The following is an 18,018-nucleotide window of genomic DNA, read 5'->3' as shown; positions in this document are numbered from 1 at the left end:
CAAAAACACCCGAAATACATAAAAAAACCGGCGGCCCCCACAAGGAACCACCGGTCATATGATACTTTTTTCCATAAAATCGCTACTTCACCCAATACGTATTCAACACGTTCCCTTCACTGAATTCCCGGGACGACACCAGCTCCAGACCCGCCCGCTTGAACGACGGCGGAAAAGCAGGGACCCCCCCGCCCAGGAGCACCGGCACCGTAAAAATCCGGTATTCGTCGATCAACCGGAGCTCCGTCAGCTGCGACACGATCGTTCCACTCCCCAAAATGACGATGTCTGCCCCTTCTTCCTCCTTCAGCCGCTGCACGAACGGCCCCATCGGCTCCTTCACCACCTGCGCGTTTTGCCAGTCTGCCGATCGCAGCGTGTTCGAGAACACGTATTTCTCCAGCACGTTCATCTGCCGCGTCACCTCCGGGTTATTGTCGGTAGCCGTGGGCCAGTAACCAGCCATCAGGTCGTAAGTGATGCGCCCGAAAAGGATGGCGCCGCAGGCATTCATCATCTGTACCCCATAGGCTTCGTATTCGCCGTCTACATTGTGCCAGTCGATCTCGCGGTTGGGCCCGGCGATATAGCCGTCGAGCGATACGAGATTGGAAACGAAAAGTTTACGCATGTTCTGTTTTTATGAGTAACGCATGGGCGGATAGTTGAGCAACCGCCGCCACAGGCCCAGTTGGCCGATGCAATAGGATTCGCGGTCTATGCAATATAGCAACATATCCAGCAAACTGATCTGTTCCATTTCCGGCATCGGCCAGGGATTAGGCCCATGGAGCTTTTCAGCAGATGCTTTACTGAACGCGTCCCGCAGTATGGGCGTGATGCGCGCCCAATCTGCGCGCAGCGTATCCAGCGATGGATATTCCGCATCCGCCTGGATGCCTTTATGATTGTCGAACAACAAATGTGCCTGCTGCTGCTCTTTCAACCCCAATGCATTCGCCATTTCGAACCGTTCCTGCACCAGGCTCCCCGCGAGCCAGATGGGGTGATTGGCCGGCGTATCCAGCCGCTTGCGGGCATCCGCTTCCGAAATGCCTTCCAGCACATTGTTGAACATGGGCGTATGCCCGTCGTAAAGGAGGAGCCATGCGGCTACCTTTCCTGCCTGTGCAACGTCTTGTGTATTCATGGTTTCAGATTTGATGCGATGTTCAGCAGATGGGAATATGCCCGCGTCCGCTTCGCGAAAAGCGTGACGGCCAGCCCCAGCAGCCCCGTCATGGTAAACAGCAGCGCGATCCCCCTGTCCAGCCCCGTACCGAACCACGGCCCGAGGATCCGGGCGCCTTCGCCGGTGGTCATGAACGGGATGAAAACGAAATGCGCGATGGGCCCGATCATGATGGCCGTCAGCGGAGACGCGGCCTGCTCGATGCTTTGCGCAAACCCGAACACGCGCCCCTGCCGTTCCAGCGGTATCACTTTCTGGATGATGGTCTGCTCCGCTGCTTCCACCACGGGAATGAGGCTGAGATAAACAAACATTCCCACCGCCAGCAACACGATGGAAGCCTGCAGCGCGAAAAATATGCAGATCGTCCACATAATGATATTGCAGGTAAACAGCGTGCGGATGGGCTGCTTCCCCAATCCCATCCTGGAAACCGCAATCCCGCCAACGATGAACCCCAGGCTCAGCACGCCCCAGAGCACGCCCCAGACTTCAACGGATACGAGCGACAGTCCGTACGGGTCCATCAAAGCCATGAAAACCCCGCCCAGGAAGTTGTTGAACGTATTGAAGAAAATGAGCCCGAACAGCCCGGGGATTTGTTGAACGATCCGGATGGTCCCTTTCACATCGAGCCGCGGCTTTTCGTTGTGGGCCTCGTGATGGAGGGTTTCGTCCATATGCACGAACATGAGGTGCAGAATGCAAAGCAATGTGCCGATCACCGCCAGCGCCATCGTCCAGAAAATCCCCAACAGCCCGATCGCCAGTCCGCTAAAGACCGACGCCACCAGGAACGCAGTGCCGTTGGCCGTTCCCACCATCCCGTTCGCCCGGTCGCGCATGTCTTCCGGCACCAGGATCGTCACCACCGTAGGAAGCGTGATATACCGGAGATTGCCCGCCAGCGCGCCCATGAGCGACAGCACGATGAACACCCACAGCAAAGGGCTCCCCGCATGCCTGAACGCTTCCGCGGGCGACAGCGCATACACCATCCCCGCCAACCCGAAAAAGACCAGTGATGCGATGCTCGACAGCATCATGACGTTTTTCTTCCGGTAATGGTCTACCAGCGATCCAAGGTAAAACCCCGAAACCGCCACGGTGCCGATGTAAATACCGGCCATCCAGGAAGTGGTGAGCACAGAACGGGTTTCGAGATACACCCAAAACGTGACGGCGAACCAGACGAACGTATTGGTGATCCCGGCAACGATGGAATTGACGAGTATAGCGTAGAACGATTTCATGGAAAGTGGTTAAATGGTATTCCGGTAACACAATGGTACGGCCATTCCGGGGATTGTAAGATGGCAGGAAGCGCCAATTTTCAGGGGATTTCAGGCCAGTTTAGTTGTAAAGTTGGCGATAGTCGAACCGGTCGCGGATGAAACGGTTGAAGAACTGTCCTTTGGAGCCGGACTGCAACATGCGGGCGTACACGTCTGGCGGCACGGGCCGGTAAGCATATACTTTCCCCGACACGAAAGTGATGACGAGTACCTCCGTTTCCGGGTTGTATCGCATATGCCTGATAACGGTAGACGGCATGGAACGGGATTTTTATTCGTCGTGCCCGCCACCCGCCCCGGTTTTATCGGGGTCGTAGGGCGGTACGTTCCGGTTGATAAGTTTACCCTGTCCTTTGTCGCGCGTTTTCCGGTTCTGCTGGATGAATACATACAACAGGATGGCGGCTACGAGTACGATGAATGCAAGCAGTCCTGATGACATGGTCTTTTTCTTTCCAGTAGCGGAAGAATGATGCCAGACTGCGTTCTTCGGGCGGGAACTGCGTAGGGGGAAAGGGATTTTCCCCGCGCTGTGGATTTTATTCCACGGCAGCGATCTCCGCCAGCGCCAGGTTCCCGTCCTGGTACCGGAGGTTGAAGCGCAGCGCCGTCACTTTCCAGCCGTCTTTCCACCGCGCCAGTTTCGCTTCGTAGGTGCCAACCACGGCCCAGACGTTCTGCCCGGAAGCGGTGGGAAAGAAATGGGTGGCGGTGCCGTAGCATTTGACGATGGCGGATTCCCCATCGTCCTGCACGGAGAAATTACCGAGTTGGTGATGGGTGGCTTTGAAGCGGGGCAGAAACCCCATCCACGACGTCACGATGTCTGCCGCGGAGAGCTCCTGCGCGGGGATGCCGCTGAGGGAAGAATAATCGAGGAAAACTTTGTCGGCCAGTGCGGCGCGACAGCGTTCCCAGTCGCGTTCGTCGGCGGCGATGAACACTTCCTGCAGGGCTTCAATCATCCGTTGTGTCTGCATATGAAAATGGTTTGGATGGCGGGTGAACGAAATAACGTAAATTAGGTTACCGGCATGGTTGTTGGCCGGCAGCAACTAAATCTTCGCTTTATGAATAAATTCTGGAGAGCCCTCATTGCAGGATACGGCGCCAAGAAACTGGGCGGCGGCTGCCTCAGCACGATCCTCATTTTCATTATCATTTACTGGGCCCTGGGCCATTGCAACTAGCGATCAGAGCTTCGTTCCGCAGAACTTGCAGAATTTCGCGTCGGTGTCGTGCCCTTCGCGGCCGCAACCGGGGCATACATTGGTGGAATGCCCTTTCTCGCGGTAGGCGTGCGCCATTTCGGTGGTAACGATGCCGGTGGGAACGGCGATGATGCCGTAGCCGAGGAGCATGATGAAGCTGGCGATGAATTTCCCGAGCGGCGTGGCAGGCGCCACGTCTCCATAACCCACGGTGGTGATTGTCACGATCGCCCAGTAGACCGATTGCGGGATGCTGGTGAACCCGGCGTTATGGTCTTCAACAAGGTAAATGACGGAACCGAGTATAATGACGCAGGTGAGCACGAACAGGATGAAGATGCTGATCTTCCGCAGGCTGCGGCCGATGGCGACGGTGAGGAAGCGCATTTCGGAAATGAAATGAACGAGGCGGAAGATCCGGAAGATGCGCAGCAGGCGAAGGGCGCGCAGTACAAGCAGCGATTGCGCTCCGGCGAACAGGAAACTGAGGTAGGAAGGGATGAGCGCCAGGAGATCAATGACGCCGAGGAGGCTGAACACGAAGCGGACGGGCTTGCGGATACAGACCAGTCGAAGGATGTATTCGATGGTGAAAAGAATGGTGAACGCCCATTCCAGTGCAAAAAAAGGCCGCCATAGCGGCTATGGAGGCTGTCCACACTATCGAGCATGACAACGAGGATACTCGTCAGGATACAGGCCAGCAGGGCAATGTCGAACGCTTTGCCGGCCGGCGTGTCCGATTCGTAAATGACCTTATGCAGGCGTTGTTGCCAGGCAGGAGGGATGGGTTGCATGCTTAGTCTTCTTAGTCTTCTTCGTCTTCCTCATCTTCCAGCCACTCGAGGTAAGCATAATACCAGTCTTCCAGCTCATCGAGCAGTTGTTGTTTCTTTTCCGGCTCGCCATGGAAATATTCCTCCACGTTATCGATTTCTTCCACGATATCGATATACGCTACTTCTTCGTCTTCTTCCACGCGTTTCGCAAAGAACCTGGGCTTCTCGGTATGAAAAATATACTCGTTGTCCGGGTCCGTTACGGGATCATCTGCAATCATGAACTTCGGTAGTGCCATTGGATAATCATTTTAGTTACAAACCAGTGACTACAAAAATAGGATTTTAACCCGTATGAAAAACACCTAAATCCGGTATGTCGTTTGCGGGGGAAAGAAAACCTTATACCTTGATACTCGAGTTCCGCCGCCAACTACATTCCGTCAGTATAAAAGGGCCCGATCTGCCCGGCGCTCCTTTCACCGCAACATTGGATTATCAATTCAACGACATGCCTGTTATCCTCGAAAACACCACCGGTACGGCACGCGTTACGATTTGCAATCGTCCCGGCTCCATGATGCCGGTTGTAACCGATGCAAAAAACAGCAACCGTACTTATCCGCTGTTATGCCGGAACTGGGAATTCCAATACCTGGAATTGCGGCGCCCAGACGAAATCATCGAAACCTTCTGGTACCCCGACGGCGTGTTCTGCTTTTTCCGGAACGGGGAACTGGTGGCCCGGCTATCACCCATCAAACCCACCACACTTATCAAATCGCTGATAGGCAATAGCAGAGAAACCCTGGAATTCGAATGTCTGGACGGAACCAATATCGCACTCCTGCTCGCCATTTTCCTGTGGACCCTCGCCCCAAATGGCGACCGGTAAAAAATACCCTTCCATTTCCGGGAAGGTTTTTTACCTTTGCAAACATCAGATGATATGACGAAACAGGTTACCATACTCAAACGGAACAGTCTGGCAGACGATGTAGCCGCCGGGTTGCAGGACATGATCACCGGCGGCACCTACGCCGTGGGCGACCGCCTGCCCTCGGAGCCGGAGCTCATGCTGCTGTTCGGCGTGGGCCGCAGTTCCGTCCGCGAAGCGGTACGGCTCCTCGTGAACGCGGGCATGCTGCGGGTGCAGCAGGGCCAGGGCACCTTCGTGACGTCCAGCCAGCCGCTGACCGGCCCCCTCGGCCGGAAGCTCCACACGGCAGACTACCAGGAACTGAACGAAGTACGCCTCCTCCTCGAAGTGAAAATCGCCGAGAAAGCAGCGCTCCACCGCACCCGCGAAGACCTCGCCCGGATGAAAACCTTCCTCCGCGCCCGCGAAAAATTCGCCAAAGCCGGCAACGTAGACGCTACCATGCAGGCCGACGTACATTTCCATACGAGCATCGCCGTGGCGTCCAAGAACAGCATCATGCTCGAATTGTACCAGACCATCGCCACGCACATGCTGCAGTCTTTCAAAGACCGGCATAAAGACACGAGCGATTTCGCGCTGACCCAATACATGCACAAAGCCCTGCTCGACGCTATCGCCGACCAGGATGCAGAACAGGCGCTGGTTTGGGCCACGCGTATCAGCACACACAGCCGTTGAAACCATTCTTTACACTATAAACATCAGATGATCTGACAATCAATGGAAACTACGCTTGAAACGGAAGACCGGCAGGCACAGGCCCGGCAACTGGCGGAGAAAACCACATTCTCCGTCCTCATCGCCCTGAGCTTCACGCATCTGCTGAACGACACCATTCAGTCCCTCATCCCCGCGATCTACCCGCTGGTGAAGGATTCGCTTACCCTCAGTTTTTCACAGGTAGGTTTGATTACGCTGACCTTCCAGCTTTCCGCCTCCATCCTGCAGCCGCTCGTTGGTTTATATACCGACAAGCGCCCCCAGCCCTATTCCCTCGCTATCGGCATGGGCTTCACCTTGATCGGGCTGCTGTGCCTGGCCATGGCGCATTCCTTCCCCATCGTGCTCGTATCGGTGGCCCTGGTAGGCGTTGGCTCCGCCGTATTCCACCCCGAAGCATCGAGGCTGGCGTACATGGCATCGGGCGGGCGCCACGGCATGGCGCAATCGCTGTTCCAGGTAGGCGGCAACACCGGCAGCTCCCTCGGCCCCCTGCTCGCCGCGGCCATCATCGTGCCGTTCGGGCAACCGAGCGTGGCGTGGTTCTCCCTCATCGCACTGCTGGCCATTTTCGTGATGCTCCGCATCAGCAAATGGTACCTCAGCAATACGGACCGCATCAAGCCGAAAAAGAAATCCGGGCACCACGCGGCCATTCAGCTGTCGAAAGGAAAAGTGGCGTTCGCGCTGTTCATCCTGCTGCTGCTTATTTTTTCGAAATACTTCTACATGGCGAGCCTCACCAGCTATTACACGTTCTACCTCATCGGGAAATTCAACGTATCGGTACAGCATTCGCAGATTTACCTGTTCGTGTTCCTCTTCGCCATCGCAGCCGGCACATTCATCGGCGGCCCCATCGGCGACCGCATCGGCCGCAAATACGTGATCTGGATATCCATCCTCGGCGTAGCGCCCTTCGCACTGCTGATGCCCCACGCCAACCTGTTCTGGACGGTGATCCTCAGCGTGTTCATCGGCGTGATCCTGTCTTCCGCCTTCTCCGCCATCCTCGTATATGCGCAGGAACTGGTGCCGGGGAAAGTGGGCATGATCGCCGGACTGTTCTTTGGGTTCGCGTTCGGCATGGCCGGCGTCGGCTCCGCGCTCCTTGGCGAACTGGCAGACCGTACCAGCATTTATTACGTGTACGAAGTGTGTGCTTACCTGCCGCTCATCGGCCTGCTCACGGGCTTCCTGCCCAATATCGAAGGCAGCCGCAAGAAATAACGCATCCACCGTTCGTTAACCAAAAAAGGATGACCGCATGGGTCATCCTTTTTCTTTGCACGGAAATATAGATCGGTTCGTAAACTATAACCGTACGTACGTTGCCACCTGGATCACGTTGTTATTGACAAAACTGGTGTTCTGTCCGTTGAAACGCATCGTGTAATGATGCAGGTACCCCGCTTCCAGGTCGAATTTCGGGCTGAAGCGGTACCCGATGGCGCCGTAGGCCCGGTTCTGGTCGAACGCGTGACTGTTGGCGTACCGGGTGTTGGCGAAGTTGATGAAAATCTCGTTCTGCAGGGCGCCGAACATCCCTTTTTTAAACCCGGCCTGACCGCTGAAAGGCAGCAACCCGCGCACGAAATACCGCACCCGGTGGGATACGTTGGTTTCCACCTTTTCGGGCTCCCCGGTAAACGCCCGCACCGTAGGGATGAAGCGTTGCTCCACCCGGAAACGGTGTTGCAGCGGCATGAACCCGCCCACGTTGTGGTTAACGATGAACTGTTCCCAGATGCGGTGCTCGGCAAAAAAATCGCCCAGCGTCCGGTTTTCGATGAGGGCATAGCCGGCGGTGAGGACCATGTTCTTTCGGACATGATAGTTGATACCCGGCCGCAGGATGAAGGTTTGCAGCGTTTCCCATTCGTCGGAGCTGCGGAGCTGCCCGTCGAAATGGATGCTGAACTTCGAGTCGGGGATGCGGAAGGTCGAGAAATTGGCGAACCAGCCGCTGAATTGGCTTTGTGCCATGACGGAGGCGCTTTGGATGAGGAGCGCACATAATAAAAGTGATCTGATCATATATTCAAAAATAGCACATGATCGCCCGGCCACCAACCCTGCAACGGCCGTTTGTCCAGTAAATCCTACCTTTACCGTATTAAATTTTCCTGCATATGCCGGTACTGACCTCTACAGATTACACTGCCCCATTCCTGCTGAGCAACCGGCATGTGCTCACCGTATTCCCTACGCTTTTCCGCCGCATTCCGCCCGCCGACTATGTGCGGGAACGCATCACAACGCCCGATAACGATTTCCTCGATCTCGATTTCAGCCGGAAAGGCAGCCGCAGCGCGGTGCTAATTCTCCACGGCCTGGAGGGCGATTCCCGCCGGCAATACGTAACGGGGATGGTACATATTTTCAACGAAAGCGGGTTCGATACGGTGTCGATGAACTTCCGCGGGTGCAGCGGCGAATCCAACAAAGCCCTCCGATTCTACCACAGCGGCGAAACCGGCGATCTCCAGACCGTGATCGATCACATCGCCCCGCAGTACGACCACATCCACCTCATCGGGTTTTCCCTGGGCGGGAACGTAACGCTGAAGTACCTCGGCGAGCGCGGCTCCGCCATCCACCCGCAAATCCGCTCGGCCGTGGCCATTTCCGTTCCGGTAGATCTGCTGGACAGTTCCACCGAGCTGGAAAAGCGCCAGAACAGTATTTACCGCATGCGCTTCATCCGCTCCCTCGGCGAAAAACTCACCGAAAAAGCGAAAGCGTATCCCCACGATATTTCCCTGGAAGGCTTCTCCGCCATCCGCAACTTCCGCGAGTTCGACGACCGCTATACCGCGCCGCTGCATGGTTTCAAAAACGCGGAGCATTACTGGCGCCTGTCCAGCTCCATTTTTTACCTGTCCGGCATCACCATTCCCACATTGCTCATCAACGCCCTCGACGATCCCTTCCTCGGGCAAGGCTCCTATCCGTTCAGTGCCGCATCCTCTAACCGGAACTTCCACCTGGAAACCCCTGAGTCCGGCGGCCACGTTGGATTTGTGACGTTTTCCGAAAAATATTACTGGTCGGAGAAACGGGCCTGGCAATTCATCGACCAGCATCGTTAACACGCGCAGAACCGAAGTATTCAGTAGTTTTATGGTATGGAAAGATTGCAGTCGCTCGAAGAATTCTACCGCGCCAAGCAAATTCCCGTTCCGGAAGGGATGAACCGGGAATTGGGACACTTCAACGTATTCAATTCCGCCGACTACATCGGGCCGGAAACGACTTTGCCTTACAGCCGGAAAGATTTCTATAAAGTGGCGTTCGTCAGCGGCCGCAACCGCTATTTCTTCGCCGATAAGATCCTGGACATGGAGCAGTTCGGCCTGTTTTTCGCCAATCCGCAGGTGCCTTACCAATGCGAGCACCTCAGCGAAGCGCAGGCGGGCTTTTTCTGCATTTTCAACGATGCCTTTTTCCACGGCCATTCCTCCATGAAACTGACCGATTTCCCGCTCTTCCGCCCTGGTGGCAACCCGCTCATCTGCTTGCCCGACGCGCAGGTGCAGCCCGTCATCGACCTGTTCCGAAAAATGATCGAAGAGCTGCATTCCGACTACGCTTTCAAGCACGATCTCCTGCGCAACTACACCATGGAGCTCATCCATATGGGCATGAAACTACAGCCTGCGCAGGTAGCTGCTTCGCAAACCAACGCCGCGTCGCGGATATCGTCTTTATTCTCGGATTTACTGGAGCGCCAGTTTCCCATCGAGTCTCCCCGGCAACAGGTGAACCTGCGCACGGCGTTCGATTTCGCCACGCAACTGAGCATTCATGTGAACCATCTCAATAAGGCGTTGAAAGACGCCACGGGCAAATCCACCTCCGACCACATCGCCGACCGGGTGCTCCAGGAAGCGAAGGCGCTCCTGCGGCACACCGATTGGAATGTGTCTGAGATCGGCTACAGTCTTGGGTTCCAGGAGCCGGCCCATTTCAATAATTTCTTCAAGAAAAAGACGCAGGTTACGCCCCGCTCTTTCCGCACCGCCTGATCAGGCGGGGTTCTTTCTCCAGATCGTGGTATCCGTCGCCAATACTGGCATGCGGTAGCCGCCGGTATCTACATCGAGGTCTGGCAAGGCTTTGCGCAGCTTTTCGATGCCTGCCGCCGAAACGCCCGTTCCGTACAGGAACAGCTCGCGGAGGTTCGCCTGTTTTTGCAGGAACTCCAGGCCTTTGTCGGTAATCTTGGTATTGTTGAGATTGAGGTATTTGAGTTGTTTGGCGGTGGAAAGATATTGCAGCCCCTGGTCCGTAACGCCCGTATTCTCCAGCTGGAGCCGCGTGAGCGCGGGCAGCCCGGCGATGATCTGCAGGGCGCTGTCGCCCGTGGCGGTGCCGCCGAGGTTCAGCCAGACGAGTTGCTTGCCGATCGCTTCCAGCAGTTTCGCGTCGGCGTTACCGAATTTTTCCGCGTTGATGGCGGTTACCATTACGTACCCGTTATCCGCCGCTACGGGCATCACTTTCATGCCTGTCTGCACGAGGGCTTGCACGGCCTGGTCGCCGGGTTTGCTGGTTTGGGAAAGCGGTATGTAGGGATGGAGGCCGTCGCCGGAGGGTTTCATGCCTTCGAATACGAGCTGGATGCGCGGGGTTTTGTGCAGATCTTTCACGGTGATGGAATCGGGCGCGCCCTGTAATATCCACCAGTAAAGGATTTCAAGATCCTGCGGCGTGAGTTGCGGTTTGCCTTTGGGCGGCATCCGGTGATCGTCAGACTCGGGCAGGACGAGGCGCTTGTAGAGCTCGCTCATTTCGGGGATACTGTCTTTCAGTACCGGCCCGTTTTCGCCGCCCTTGCGGATATTCACCATGCCATCGAGCCGCAGGCCGCCTTTCAGTTTTTGTTCGTTATGGCAGGAATAGCATTTGGTTTCGAGGATGGGCTGAACGAGCTGTTCGTATACCTTGGCGTCGTCGATATTCTTGAAAGCCGCGGCAGCGGGGGCTTTCTTGCCTCCGAAGGGCCATGCTGCGGTGAGATAGTCTTCGCCATGGGTGAGGTTGCCGCCGTAATGCCCGGCTACAGACAGCGCCACGATCATGGCGGCGGAAACCGGCAGCCAGGATTTGCGGAACAGGTTGTATTTACGGAACACGCACAGCAGGATGGAAATCACCGCCACGGCGATGCCCATCCACATATGGAGGTTCAGCGCGGCTTCGTCGTACCCGCCCGACAGCGACAGCAGATAACCCGCCACGCAAGCTGCCACCGCGGATATGGCGCCAAATACCATCGTCGGCAAAACCGCCGCGCCGAGCACGGCCAGCTGCCGGAAACGGCTCAGCCATTCGAGGAGGAAGGCCACGATCAAAATACCGATCGGCAAATGGACAAGTAAGGGATGGAACCGGCCGATAAACAGTCCCCATCCGGCCTGCAGGAAAATCGTCATGCGCCGTAACGTGCTTTTAAAAGATCTTTCATGTGAACATTGATGCCCCATTGGTCGGCCAGGGGTTGGCGAGTGTAGGGAAGCGTGGGCATGTAATCTGCCGGGCCGAATTCCGTGAGCACGGTCATCACTTCGCCTTTGGCGCGTTTCATTTTCGCCACTTCATCCCACCAGGCAAAATGCGCTTTCACGGCGTGTTCCCATTCCGGCGCGCGGGGATCGTTGACCTGCGGGCCTTCCGGATGACCGATGCGCGCGTGGATATGCCCGACGCGCTGCAGCGCGAGGGCCACGGTTTCGGCCTGGTCGCCCAGGAACGATTCGTGCACGTTGCACCAGTGAGAAATATCGAGGGTGAGGCGGAGGTCGGGTTTGGTTTCGATGAAACGGCGGCAGATGTGCGCGGCAAACATCATGCGGGCGCGGTGCGTTTCGTGGTAGATCGGGATGCCGGAGGATTTGGAGACTTTCGTCGTGATGTCGATCAGTTTCCCGTTCTGTTCTTCCGTATAATAATCCCTACCGGAATGGCAGTTCACGTACAGCGGTTTTTTCCGTTTGTTGCCGGTAGCCGCCAGCAGCGTGGCTTCGAACGATTTGGCGTGGGCGTTGAACTCATTGCTCCCGCCCGATGCCAGGAACCCTACTTCCAGTCCGTACTTTTCCACCGCGTCAAAAATTTCGTTCTGCGCTTCTACCGATCCCGGCCACCAGACTTCGATCCCGTCGTACCCTGCTTCCTTGGCTTTTTTACAAAGTGCGTCGCGGTTGCCGGGGAAACCCCAGTCCGTAGCCAGCACTACCAGTTTGAAACCTGCTTTGGCGGCGGGCATGGCCGCCACGGCCGGCAGTTGCGACAATAAGGCGCCGCCACCCAGGGCTGCGGTGCGCTGGAGAAAATTCCTCCGGTTGATATTCTGTTTCATTTGAATTATCCTAAAATTTCGTTGATGGGGTTACCGAATACGTCTGTGAGGCGGAACGGCCTGCCCTGGAACTGGTATGTCATTTTTTCGTGATCGAAACCGAGCTGTTGCAATATGGTGGCGTGGATGTCGTGAACGGACACCTGTCCTTTCACGGCGCTGAACCCGATCTCGTCGGTTTCTCCCCAGCTGCCGCCGCGCTTGATGCCGGCGCCGGCCATCCACATCGTGAACGCTTCCACGTGATGATCGCGGCCCATGTAGGGCATTTCTTTGCCTTCGCGGTTTTCCTGCATGGGCGTGCGGCCGAATTCGCCGCCCCAAACCACGAGGGTTTCATCGAGGAGGCCGCGCTGCTTCAGATCGAGCAGGAGCGCGCTGATGGGCTTGTCGATCTCCCGGCATTTATTGCGCATGCCGAAATTCACGGCCGTGCTTTCGTCGGTACCGTGGGCATCCCATCCCCAGTCGAACAACTGTACGAAACGGACGCCTTTTTCCACGAGCTTCCGGGCCAGCAGGCAATTGTTCGCGAACGATTCCTTGCCCGGTTCGGTGCCGTACAGTTCATGTATATATTCCGGTTCGGATTTGATGTCCATTACACCCGGCACGGAAATCTGCATTTTGTACGCCAGTTCGTATTGCGAAATGCGCGACAGGATCTCCGGGTCCTGGAAGGTTTCATATTCCAGCCTGTTTACTTCGTTGATGGCCTGGATGCCCTGGTACCGCAGGTCACGGTTCATCCCTTCCGGGTCGGACAGATACAGGACAGGTTCGCCTTTGGAACGGCATTGCACGCCCTGGTACACGGAAGGCAGGAACCCGCTTCCCCAGACGCTTTTGCCTGCATCCGGCGTTTTGCCGCCCGACGTCAGTACCACGAATCCCGGGAGGTTGCTGTTTTCCGAACCCAGCCCCCAGGTTACCCAGGCGCCGGTGCTCGGCCTGCCGAGGCGCGCGCTGCCGGTGTGCATGAACAGCTGGGCAGGCCCGTGGTTGAACTGGTCTGTCTGCACGGCTTTCAGAAAGCTCATATCGTCTACCCGCTCCGCGAGGTGCGGCATGAAGTCAGACACCCATGCGCGGCTTTCGCCGTGTTGTTTGAAGACCGCCTGCGGCCCCAGCATGCGCGGCACGCCGCGGATGAACGCGAACTTTTTGCCTTCGAGGATGGATTGCGGACATAATTGATTATGCAGTTTCTCGAGCTCCGGTTTGTAATCGAACATTTCCAGCTGCGAAGGCGCGCCGGCCATGTGCAGGTAAATCACGCTTTTGGCGCGTGCGGGGAAATGCGGCGCGCGGGGCTCCAGCGGGTTGAGGCTTTGCGTGGGAGCGGAAGACGAGCCCGAGAACAGGTTGCAGCCGCCCAGCATCGAAGCGAGGGCGGTGCCGCCGAGGCCGGTCACGCAGTCTTGCAGGAAGTGCCTGCGGGAGAAAAACCGGGCGGCACGGTCGTTGGCTTCTTGTATGATTTTTTCTGCCATGATCATCAGGATTTGGTCAGGAACTCGTCCAGGTTCAATAATGCGTTGGCCACGATGGTGAGGGCGGCCAGGTGTGCTTTTTCTTTTTCGGGGAATTGGCGCATGTTCAGGGAGTCCGCGGCGGCGGGATCTTTCTGGTATTGCTCCAGCGCCTGGCGGTAGAGTTTTTCCAGCACGGCCGTTTTGGCGTCGGTGATGTCTTTGTTCATCGCCAGTTGATATCCCCGTTTGATGCAGGCTTTGGCATCGCTGCCGCCGTCTTTCCCCATCCGTTCCGCCAGCGTGCGCGCCGCCTCCAGGAACACGGGATCGTTGAGCGTCGTTAACGCCTGCAGGGGTGTATTGGTACGGATGCGGCGCTGGAGGCAAACCTCGCGGCTGCTGCCGTCGAACGTAATAGCGGAAGGATAAGGGCTGGTGCGCCGCAGGAAGGTGTACACGCCGCGGCGGTGCTGGTTCCCGTTTTCGGAAGTCTTCCAGCTGTCGCCGCTGTAAACCGTCATCCACACACCTTCGGGCTGCAAGGGCATAACCGCGGGGCCGCTCATGGTGAGGTTGAGCAATCCGCTCACGGCCAGTGCCTGGTCGCGCACCTGCTCTGCCGAAAGGCGGAAGCGGGGGCCGCGGGCGAGGAGGCGATTGGCGGGATCTTTCTCCTGGAGTTCCGGACTGCTTTTCGAATCGCGGCGGTAAGCGGAGGAAAGCACGATTTCGCGGAGCATGGATTTCACGCTCCATTTATGTTTATGAACGAATTGATAAGCGAGGTAATCGAGGAGCTCGGGGTGTGATGGGGCAAAGCCCTGCGTCCCGAAATCTTCCAGCGTTTCCACGAGCCCGATGCCGAAAAGCTGTTCCCACAGGCGGTTGACCATCACGCGGCTCGTGAGGGGGTTCTTCGGATCGGTGATCCATTGCGCGAGGCCCAGCCGGTTGCGCGGCGCGCCTTCGGGGAAGGGGTTGAGCGATCCCGGCGTGGCGGGCTGCACCTGCGGGCCGTGCACGAGCCAGTTGCCGCGCTCGAATACGTAAGTCGGCCGGAACAGTTCGGGCGTGTTTTCGACCATGATCGGCAGGCCGTCGGGATATGCGTTCACGAGCTGCATGAACTTCGTTTCCATTTCCTTATATCCGGGCTGGCCTTTACCGGGCAGATCGTGGCGGAAAGCCATCCATTCCACACCGGCCACAGAATGCATGGGGTCTATCGCCGGGTTGCGGAAGATGAAGAAGAGATCGTGGCGGCCTGCGAGCGGCTTCAACGCCACCGGCAACACGCTATTCCCTTTCGGAAGTTCGATATTGGCTACCACAGGGCCTTTCAGACTGTCGGAACGGATCTCCAGGCGACCTCCGCCCGACCAGTAGCGCAACAGCAGCGTGGTGGCTTCGTTGAGCGGAACGTTTTTCATCCGGCAGCTGCCGCCGTTGCGGATACTGATGTATTTGGTATCGGCGAGCTCGCCGTTGATGAATTGGTCGGCGTCGTGGGCGTGCACTTTCGGTTCGAGCGCGCGGAGGAAATCTTCCGTGTCTTTCACCTGCGAAGCGTTCCCGTATTGCGCCACCCATTTGGACACGGCGTCTACTTCCGTGCGTTGCAGGCTGTCGTAGAACCGGAGGCGGGGATATTCGCCCGGGGTGTCTTCGTCGCGGGTATTATTGAGGAAGGCCATTAATTTATAATAGTCTTCGAAATGGAACGGATCGTAGGGGTGGGCATGACATTGCACGCAGGCGATGGTGGTGCCCTGCCAAACCTCCATGGTGGTGTTGACGCGGTCGATGATGGCCGCGGTGCGGAATTCTTCATCCTGCGTGCCCCCTTCATCGTTATTCATGGTGTTGCGATGGAAGGCCGTGGCGATGTATTGTTCCTGCGTGGGGTTCGGAAGGAGGTCTCCGGCGAGCTGGTCAACGGTGAATTCGTTGAACGGCATGTCTTTATTGAACGCCTGGATCACCCAGTCGCGGTACCGCCAGAAATCGCGGCGGGAGTCTTTTTCGTAGCCTTTGGTGTCGGCGTACCGGGCGAGGTCGAGCCACATGGACGCCCATTTTTCCCCGAACTGCGGGGAAGCGAGCAGGGAGTCAACCATTTTAGCGTAGGTTTCTTCGCTGAAACTTTTGCTGAAAGCGGCAGTGCGGGCTTCGGACGGTGGGATGCCGGTGATATCGAGGGAGAGCCTTCGCAGGAGGGTTTGCGGGTCTGCCTGCGGGGCGGGATCGAGGTTTTCGTCGTCGAGTTTATCGTTGATGAACTGATCGATGGTGGCGCCGGCGGCGGGCGGTTTGGGGGAAACGTAGGCCCAGTGCTCGCCCCATTCGGCGCCCTGTTCTACCCAGCGGGTGAGGATGTCGATTTCGTCCTTCGAGAGCGGTGCGGCTTTGAGGGGCATGCGCTCTTTGGGGTCTTTGGTGTGGAGGCGGCGGATGAATTCCGAGGCGCTGGCGTCCCCGGGAACGATGGCGGGTTTGCCGCTTTTGGTGACGCCGAGGGCTTCTTCGCGGAAGAGCACACTGAATCCCCCGCTTTGCTTCACGCCGCCGTGGCAGCTGATGCAATGCTTGTTTAGGATGGGCTTTACTTCTGTGCTGTAATCCACTTTCTTCCCGGACCCACATCCTCCGAGCCACATGGCGGTAAAGGGGACGAGGGCCAGGCTGGCGGGAATCCAGCGACTGGAACGAATGGTCATTTTCATGTTAATGGCCGTGGAAATATTTTATTGATGAATTACTGTAACGAGACGCTGCAATTTATAACGTTGAATTGCTTCCTGCACCAGGAAGCCTGCTAATATCATACAACTCCTTGCTAAAATCCTTTAGATTAAGCGTATTTAATACCCCTAATCTACAAAAAGGGAAATTGGGAAGCAAGCGGGTTTGACAAACGGCAAAAAAAGAAGGGTGAAAGAATTCACCCTCCGGTATATGCATACATTAGACATGAGACTTATTTGAGGCCGATACGGACAACGGGACCGTTCATCTGTTTGTCCTCGGCCGGGTATTTCGGTTTCCTGTAACCCGCAGCCGGGGCGCGCAATGCGCGTCTTTGGCACTTGGGGACATGGACGTTGAAAGGCCGGCGAATCGGCTTACCGGGGGTGAGGCCAGGCAACACTGAAAAATCGGCGTGCTGACCACCAACCACGGCAGTTGTATTTAAATAGAGTGAAAATCGGGGTGTCAGGGGTGAAGCGTGGAAAAAAATATTTCGCTTTGAAATTTCACCCTTTAGACAGTTTTCCCTGTCTATCTTCTCGTAACTCATACATCTTATGGAATCTATCGCAAGCAGACTGAAAAATTTCATTCAGCACAAGCAGCTGAGCACCTCCGCGTTTACCCGGATCCTGGAATATAAAAGCTGTGAGAAGATCGCGCGGCTGTTTCGATCCGAAGGTGCCAAACCGAGTGTAGACATCGTCGCGGATATCGCCAACCGTTTCGCAGACCTGAACATCCGCTGGTTACTGACAGGCGAAGGCAATATGCTGGAACCCCTCACCACTAATACGTTCGCCTTCAATGCCGATAACATCCTGCGGACGGAAGCACTCGAATCCCTCCTCCTCCAAAGCCGGATGGAAGAGCCAGACATTACACATCGCCTGAGCCTCGCTCACAACATATAACCAACCATCTCCGCCCTGTGACACCCCTATTGAAAGGGCTGCCCTCAAAAGCAGCCCTTTCAATTCAAAAGGTGTCATTCCAAAAACTTCGCACTTCACACCCAATCGGTTGAAATCCGCTACGAACCCAGGGCTGAAAGCTGCTGTGTCAAAACCCATCAACCGTATTACTGAATTAAGTAGACCCACATCAATCCCCAACCCATACTTTCCAGTCACTGCTGGACGCCACTATGTTAAAACCCATCAATACCCACATCAACTCCCCAACCCATCCTTTCCTGCCATTGCTCGACGCCACTAAGTTATAACCCATCAATACCCACAACCCCCAACCGATCATTCCCTTTCACTGCTGAACGCCGCTGGTTAATACC

General features: G+C 56.5%; 20 protein-coding genes. 6 read left to right on the top strand and 14 right to left on the bottom strand.

Annotated features, from left to right (window positions below):
* Window positions 1-82: 82 nt before the first annotated feature.
* The 8 genes from WJU22_RS07235 to WJU22_RS07200 all read right to left on the bottom strand — a co-directional run bounded on the left by WJU22_RS07235 (window position 83) and on the right by WJU22_RS07200 (window position 4,776).
* Entirely contained in the window at window positions 83-631 is a 549-nt protein-coding gene (locus WJU22_RS07235; RefSeq protein ID WP_341842574.1) for a dihydrofolate reductase family protein, read from the bottom strand.
* Window positions 632-640: 9 nt separating this feature from the next.
* Window positions 641-1,150, bottom strand: coding sequence for a DinB family protein (locus tag WJU22_RS07230; protein WP_341842573.1), 510 nt, complete (start codon window positions 1,148-1,150; stop codon window positions 641-643).
* Window positions 1,147-2,445 (bottom strand): MFS transporter, encoded by a 1,299-nt coding sequence (locus WJU22_RS07225; RefSeq protein WP_341842572.1) that lies wholly within the window; start codon window positions 2,443-2,445, stop codon window positions 1,147-1,149. Before WJU22_RS07225 ends, WJU22_RS07230 begins: the two co-directional genes overlap by 4 nt.
* Window positions 2,446-2,545: 100 nt before the next feature.
* Window positions 2,546-2,746 carry a KTSC domain-containing protein gene (locus WJU22_RS07220; RefSeq protein WP_341842571.1) on the bottom strand — a complete coding sequence of 67 codons (201 nt, stop codon included), beginning with the start codon at window positions 2,744-2,746 and terminating at the stop codon, window positions 2,546-2,548.
* Between the two features lie 12 nt (window positions 2,747-2,758).
* On the bottom strand, window positions 2,759-2,929 hold the full coding sequence (locus WJU22_RS07215; RefSeq protein WP_341842570.1) for a hypothetical protein: 171 nt from the start codon (window positions 2,927-2,929) through the stop codon (window positions 2,759-2,761).
* Window positions 2,930-3,026: 97 nt separating this feature from the next.
* Window positions 3,027-3,467 carry a nuclear transport factor 2 family protein gene (locus tag WJU22_RS07210; RefSeq protein ID WP_341842569.1) on the bottom strand — a complete coding sequence of 147 codons (441 nt, stop codon included), beginning with the start codon at window positions 3,465-3,467 and terminating at the stop codon, window positions 3,027-3,029.
* A gap of 213 nt (window positions 3,468-3,680) precedes the next feature.
* Complete coding sequence (locus WJU22_RS07205; RefSeq protein WP_341843758.1) at window positions 3,681-4,268, bottom strand: ion transporter; 588 nt, start codon at window positions 4,266-4,268, stop codon at window positions 3,681-3,683.
* Between the two features lie 238 nt (window positions 4,269-4,506).
* Entirely contained in the window at window positions 4,507-4,776 is a 270-nt protein-coding gene (locus WJU22_RS07200) for a hypothetical protein (RefSeq protein ID WP_126245653.1), read from the bottom strand.
* A 110-nt stretch (window positions 4,777-4,886) separates the two neighbouring features.
* Here WJU22_RS07200 and WJU22_RS07195 point away from each other — a divergent pair, with 110 nt between their 5' ends.
* From WJU22_RS07195 to WJU22_RS07185, 3 genes are read left to right on the top strand one after another with little or no spacing between them, the layout of a single operon-like run.
* A complete protein-coding gene (locus WJU22_RS07195) occupies window positions 4,887-5,372 on the top strand; it encodes a hypothetical protein (protein ID WP_341842568.1) in 486 nt (161 codons plus the stop codon).
* 54 nt (window positions 5,373-5,426) lie between these two features.
* Window positions 5,427-6,098 (top strand): FadR/GntR family transcriptional regulator, encoded by a 672-nt coding sequence (locus WJU22_RS07190; RefSeq protein ID WP_341842567.1) that lies wholly within the window; start codon window positions 5,427-5,429, stop codon window positions 6,096-6,098.
* A 42-nt stretch (window positions 6,099-6,140) separates the two neighbouring features.
* On the top strand, window positions 6,141-7,370 hold the full coding sequence (locus tag WJU22_RS07185; protein WP_341842566.1) for an MFS transporter: 1,230 nt from the start codon (window positions 6,141-6,143) through the stop codon (window positions 7,368-7,370).
* Between the two features lie 84 nt (window positions 7,371-7,454).
* On the opposite strand, the gene WJU22_RS07180 is transcribed toward WJU22_RS07185, so the two are convergent.
* Window positions 7,455-8,177, bottom strand: a complete 723-nt coding sequence (locus tag WJU22_RS07180) for a DUF2490 domain-containing protein (protein WP_341842565.1) — start codon at window positions 8,175-8,177, stop codon at window positions 7,455-7,457.
* A 95-nt stretch (window positions 8,178-8,272) separates the two neighbouring features.
* Between WJU22_RS07180 and WJU22_RS07175 the strand changes: the two genes are divergently transcribed.
* Both WJU22_RS07175 and WJU22_RS07170 read left to right on the top strand, forming a co-directional pair.
* On the top strand, window positions 8,273-9,232 hold the full coding sequence (locus WJU22_RS07175; RefSeq protein ID WP_341842564.1) for a YheT family hydrolase: 960 nt from the start codon (window positions 8,273-8,275) through the stop codon (window positions 9,230-9,232).
* 36 nt (window positions 9,233-9,268) lie between these two features.
* Entirely contained in the window at window positions 9,269-10,168 is a 900-nt protein-coding gene (locus WJU22_RS07170; RefSeq protein WP_341842563.1) for a helix-turn-helix transcriptional regulator, read from the top strand.
* Here WJU22_RS07170 and WJU22_RS07165 read toward each other — a convergent pair whose 3' ends face one another.
* The 5 genes from WJU22_RS07165 to WJU22_RS07145 form a co-directional block, all read right to left on the bottom strand.
* Window positions 10,169-11,578, bottom strand: a complete 1,410-nt coding sequence (locus tag WJU22_RS07165) for a c-type cytochrome domain-containing protein (RefSeq protein ID WP_341842562.1) — start codon at window positions 11,576-11,578, stop codon at window positions 10,169-10,171.
* Window positions 11,575-12,504 carry a sugar phosphate isomerase/epimerase family protein gene (locus WJU22_RS07160; RefSeq protein ID WP_341842561.1) on the bottom strand — a complete coding sequence of 310 codons (930 nt, stop codon included), beginning with the start codon at window positions 12,502-12,504 and terminating at the stop codon, window positions 11,575-11,577. The genes WJU22_RS07165 and WJU22_RS07160 overlap by 4 nt, the downstream gene beginning before the upstream one ends.
* Before the next feature lie 5 nt (window positions 12,505-12,509).
* On the bottom strand, window positions 12,510-13,997 hold the full coding sequence (locus tag WJU22_RS07155; protein ID WP_341842560.1) for a DUF1501 domain-containing protein: 1,488 nt from the start codon (window positions 13,995-13,997) through the stop codon (window positions 12,510-12,512).
* Between the two features lie 5 nt (window positions 13,998-14,002).
* Window positions 14,003-16,702, bottom strand: coding sequence for a DUF1553 domain-containing protein (locus WJU22_RS07150; RefSeq protein ID WP_341842559.1), 2,700 nt, complete (start codon window positions 16,700-16,702; stop codon window positions 14,003-14,005).
* 254 nt (window positions 16,703-16,956) lie between these two features.
* A complete protein-coding gene (locus WJU22_RS07145; RefSeq protein ID WP_341842558.1) occupies window positions 16,957-17,277 on the bottom strand; it encodes a hypothetical protein in 321 nt (106 codons plus the stop codon).
* Window positions 17,278-17,284: 7 nt separating this feature from the next.
* Here WJU22_RS07145 and WJU22_RS07140 point away from each other — a divergent pair, with 7 nt between their 5' ends.
* Entirely contained in the window at window positions 17,285-17,641 is a 357-nt protein-coding gene (locus WJU22_RS07140) for a hypothetical protein (protein ID WP_341842557.1), read from the top strand.
* The last annotated feature ends 377 nt before the right edge of the window (window positions 17,642-18,018 follow it).

The sequence above is a fragment of the Chitinophaga caseinilytica genome (genome assembly GCF_038396765.1).
Classification (GTDB): domain Bacteria; phylum Bacteroidota; class Bacteroidia; order Chitinophagales; family Chitinophagaceae; genus Chitinophaga; species Chitinophaga caseinilytica.
The sequence above is the reverse complement of the archived record's forward strand: the minus strand, read 5'-3'. Positions and strand labels throughout refer to the sequence as shown.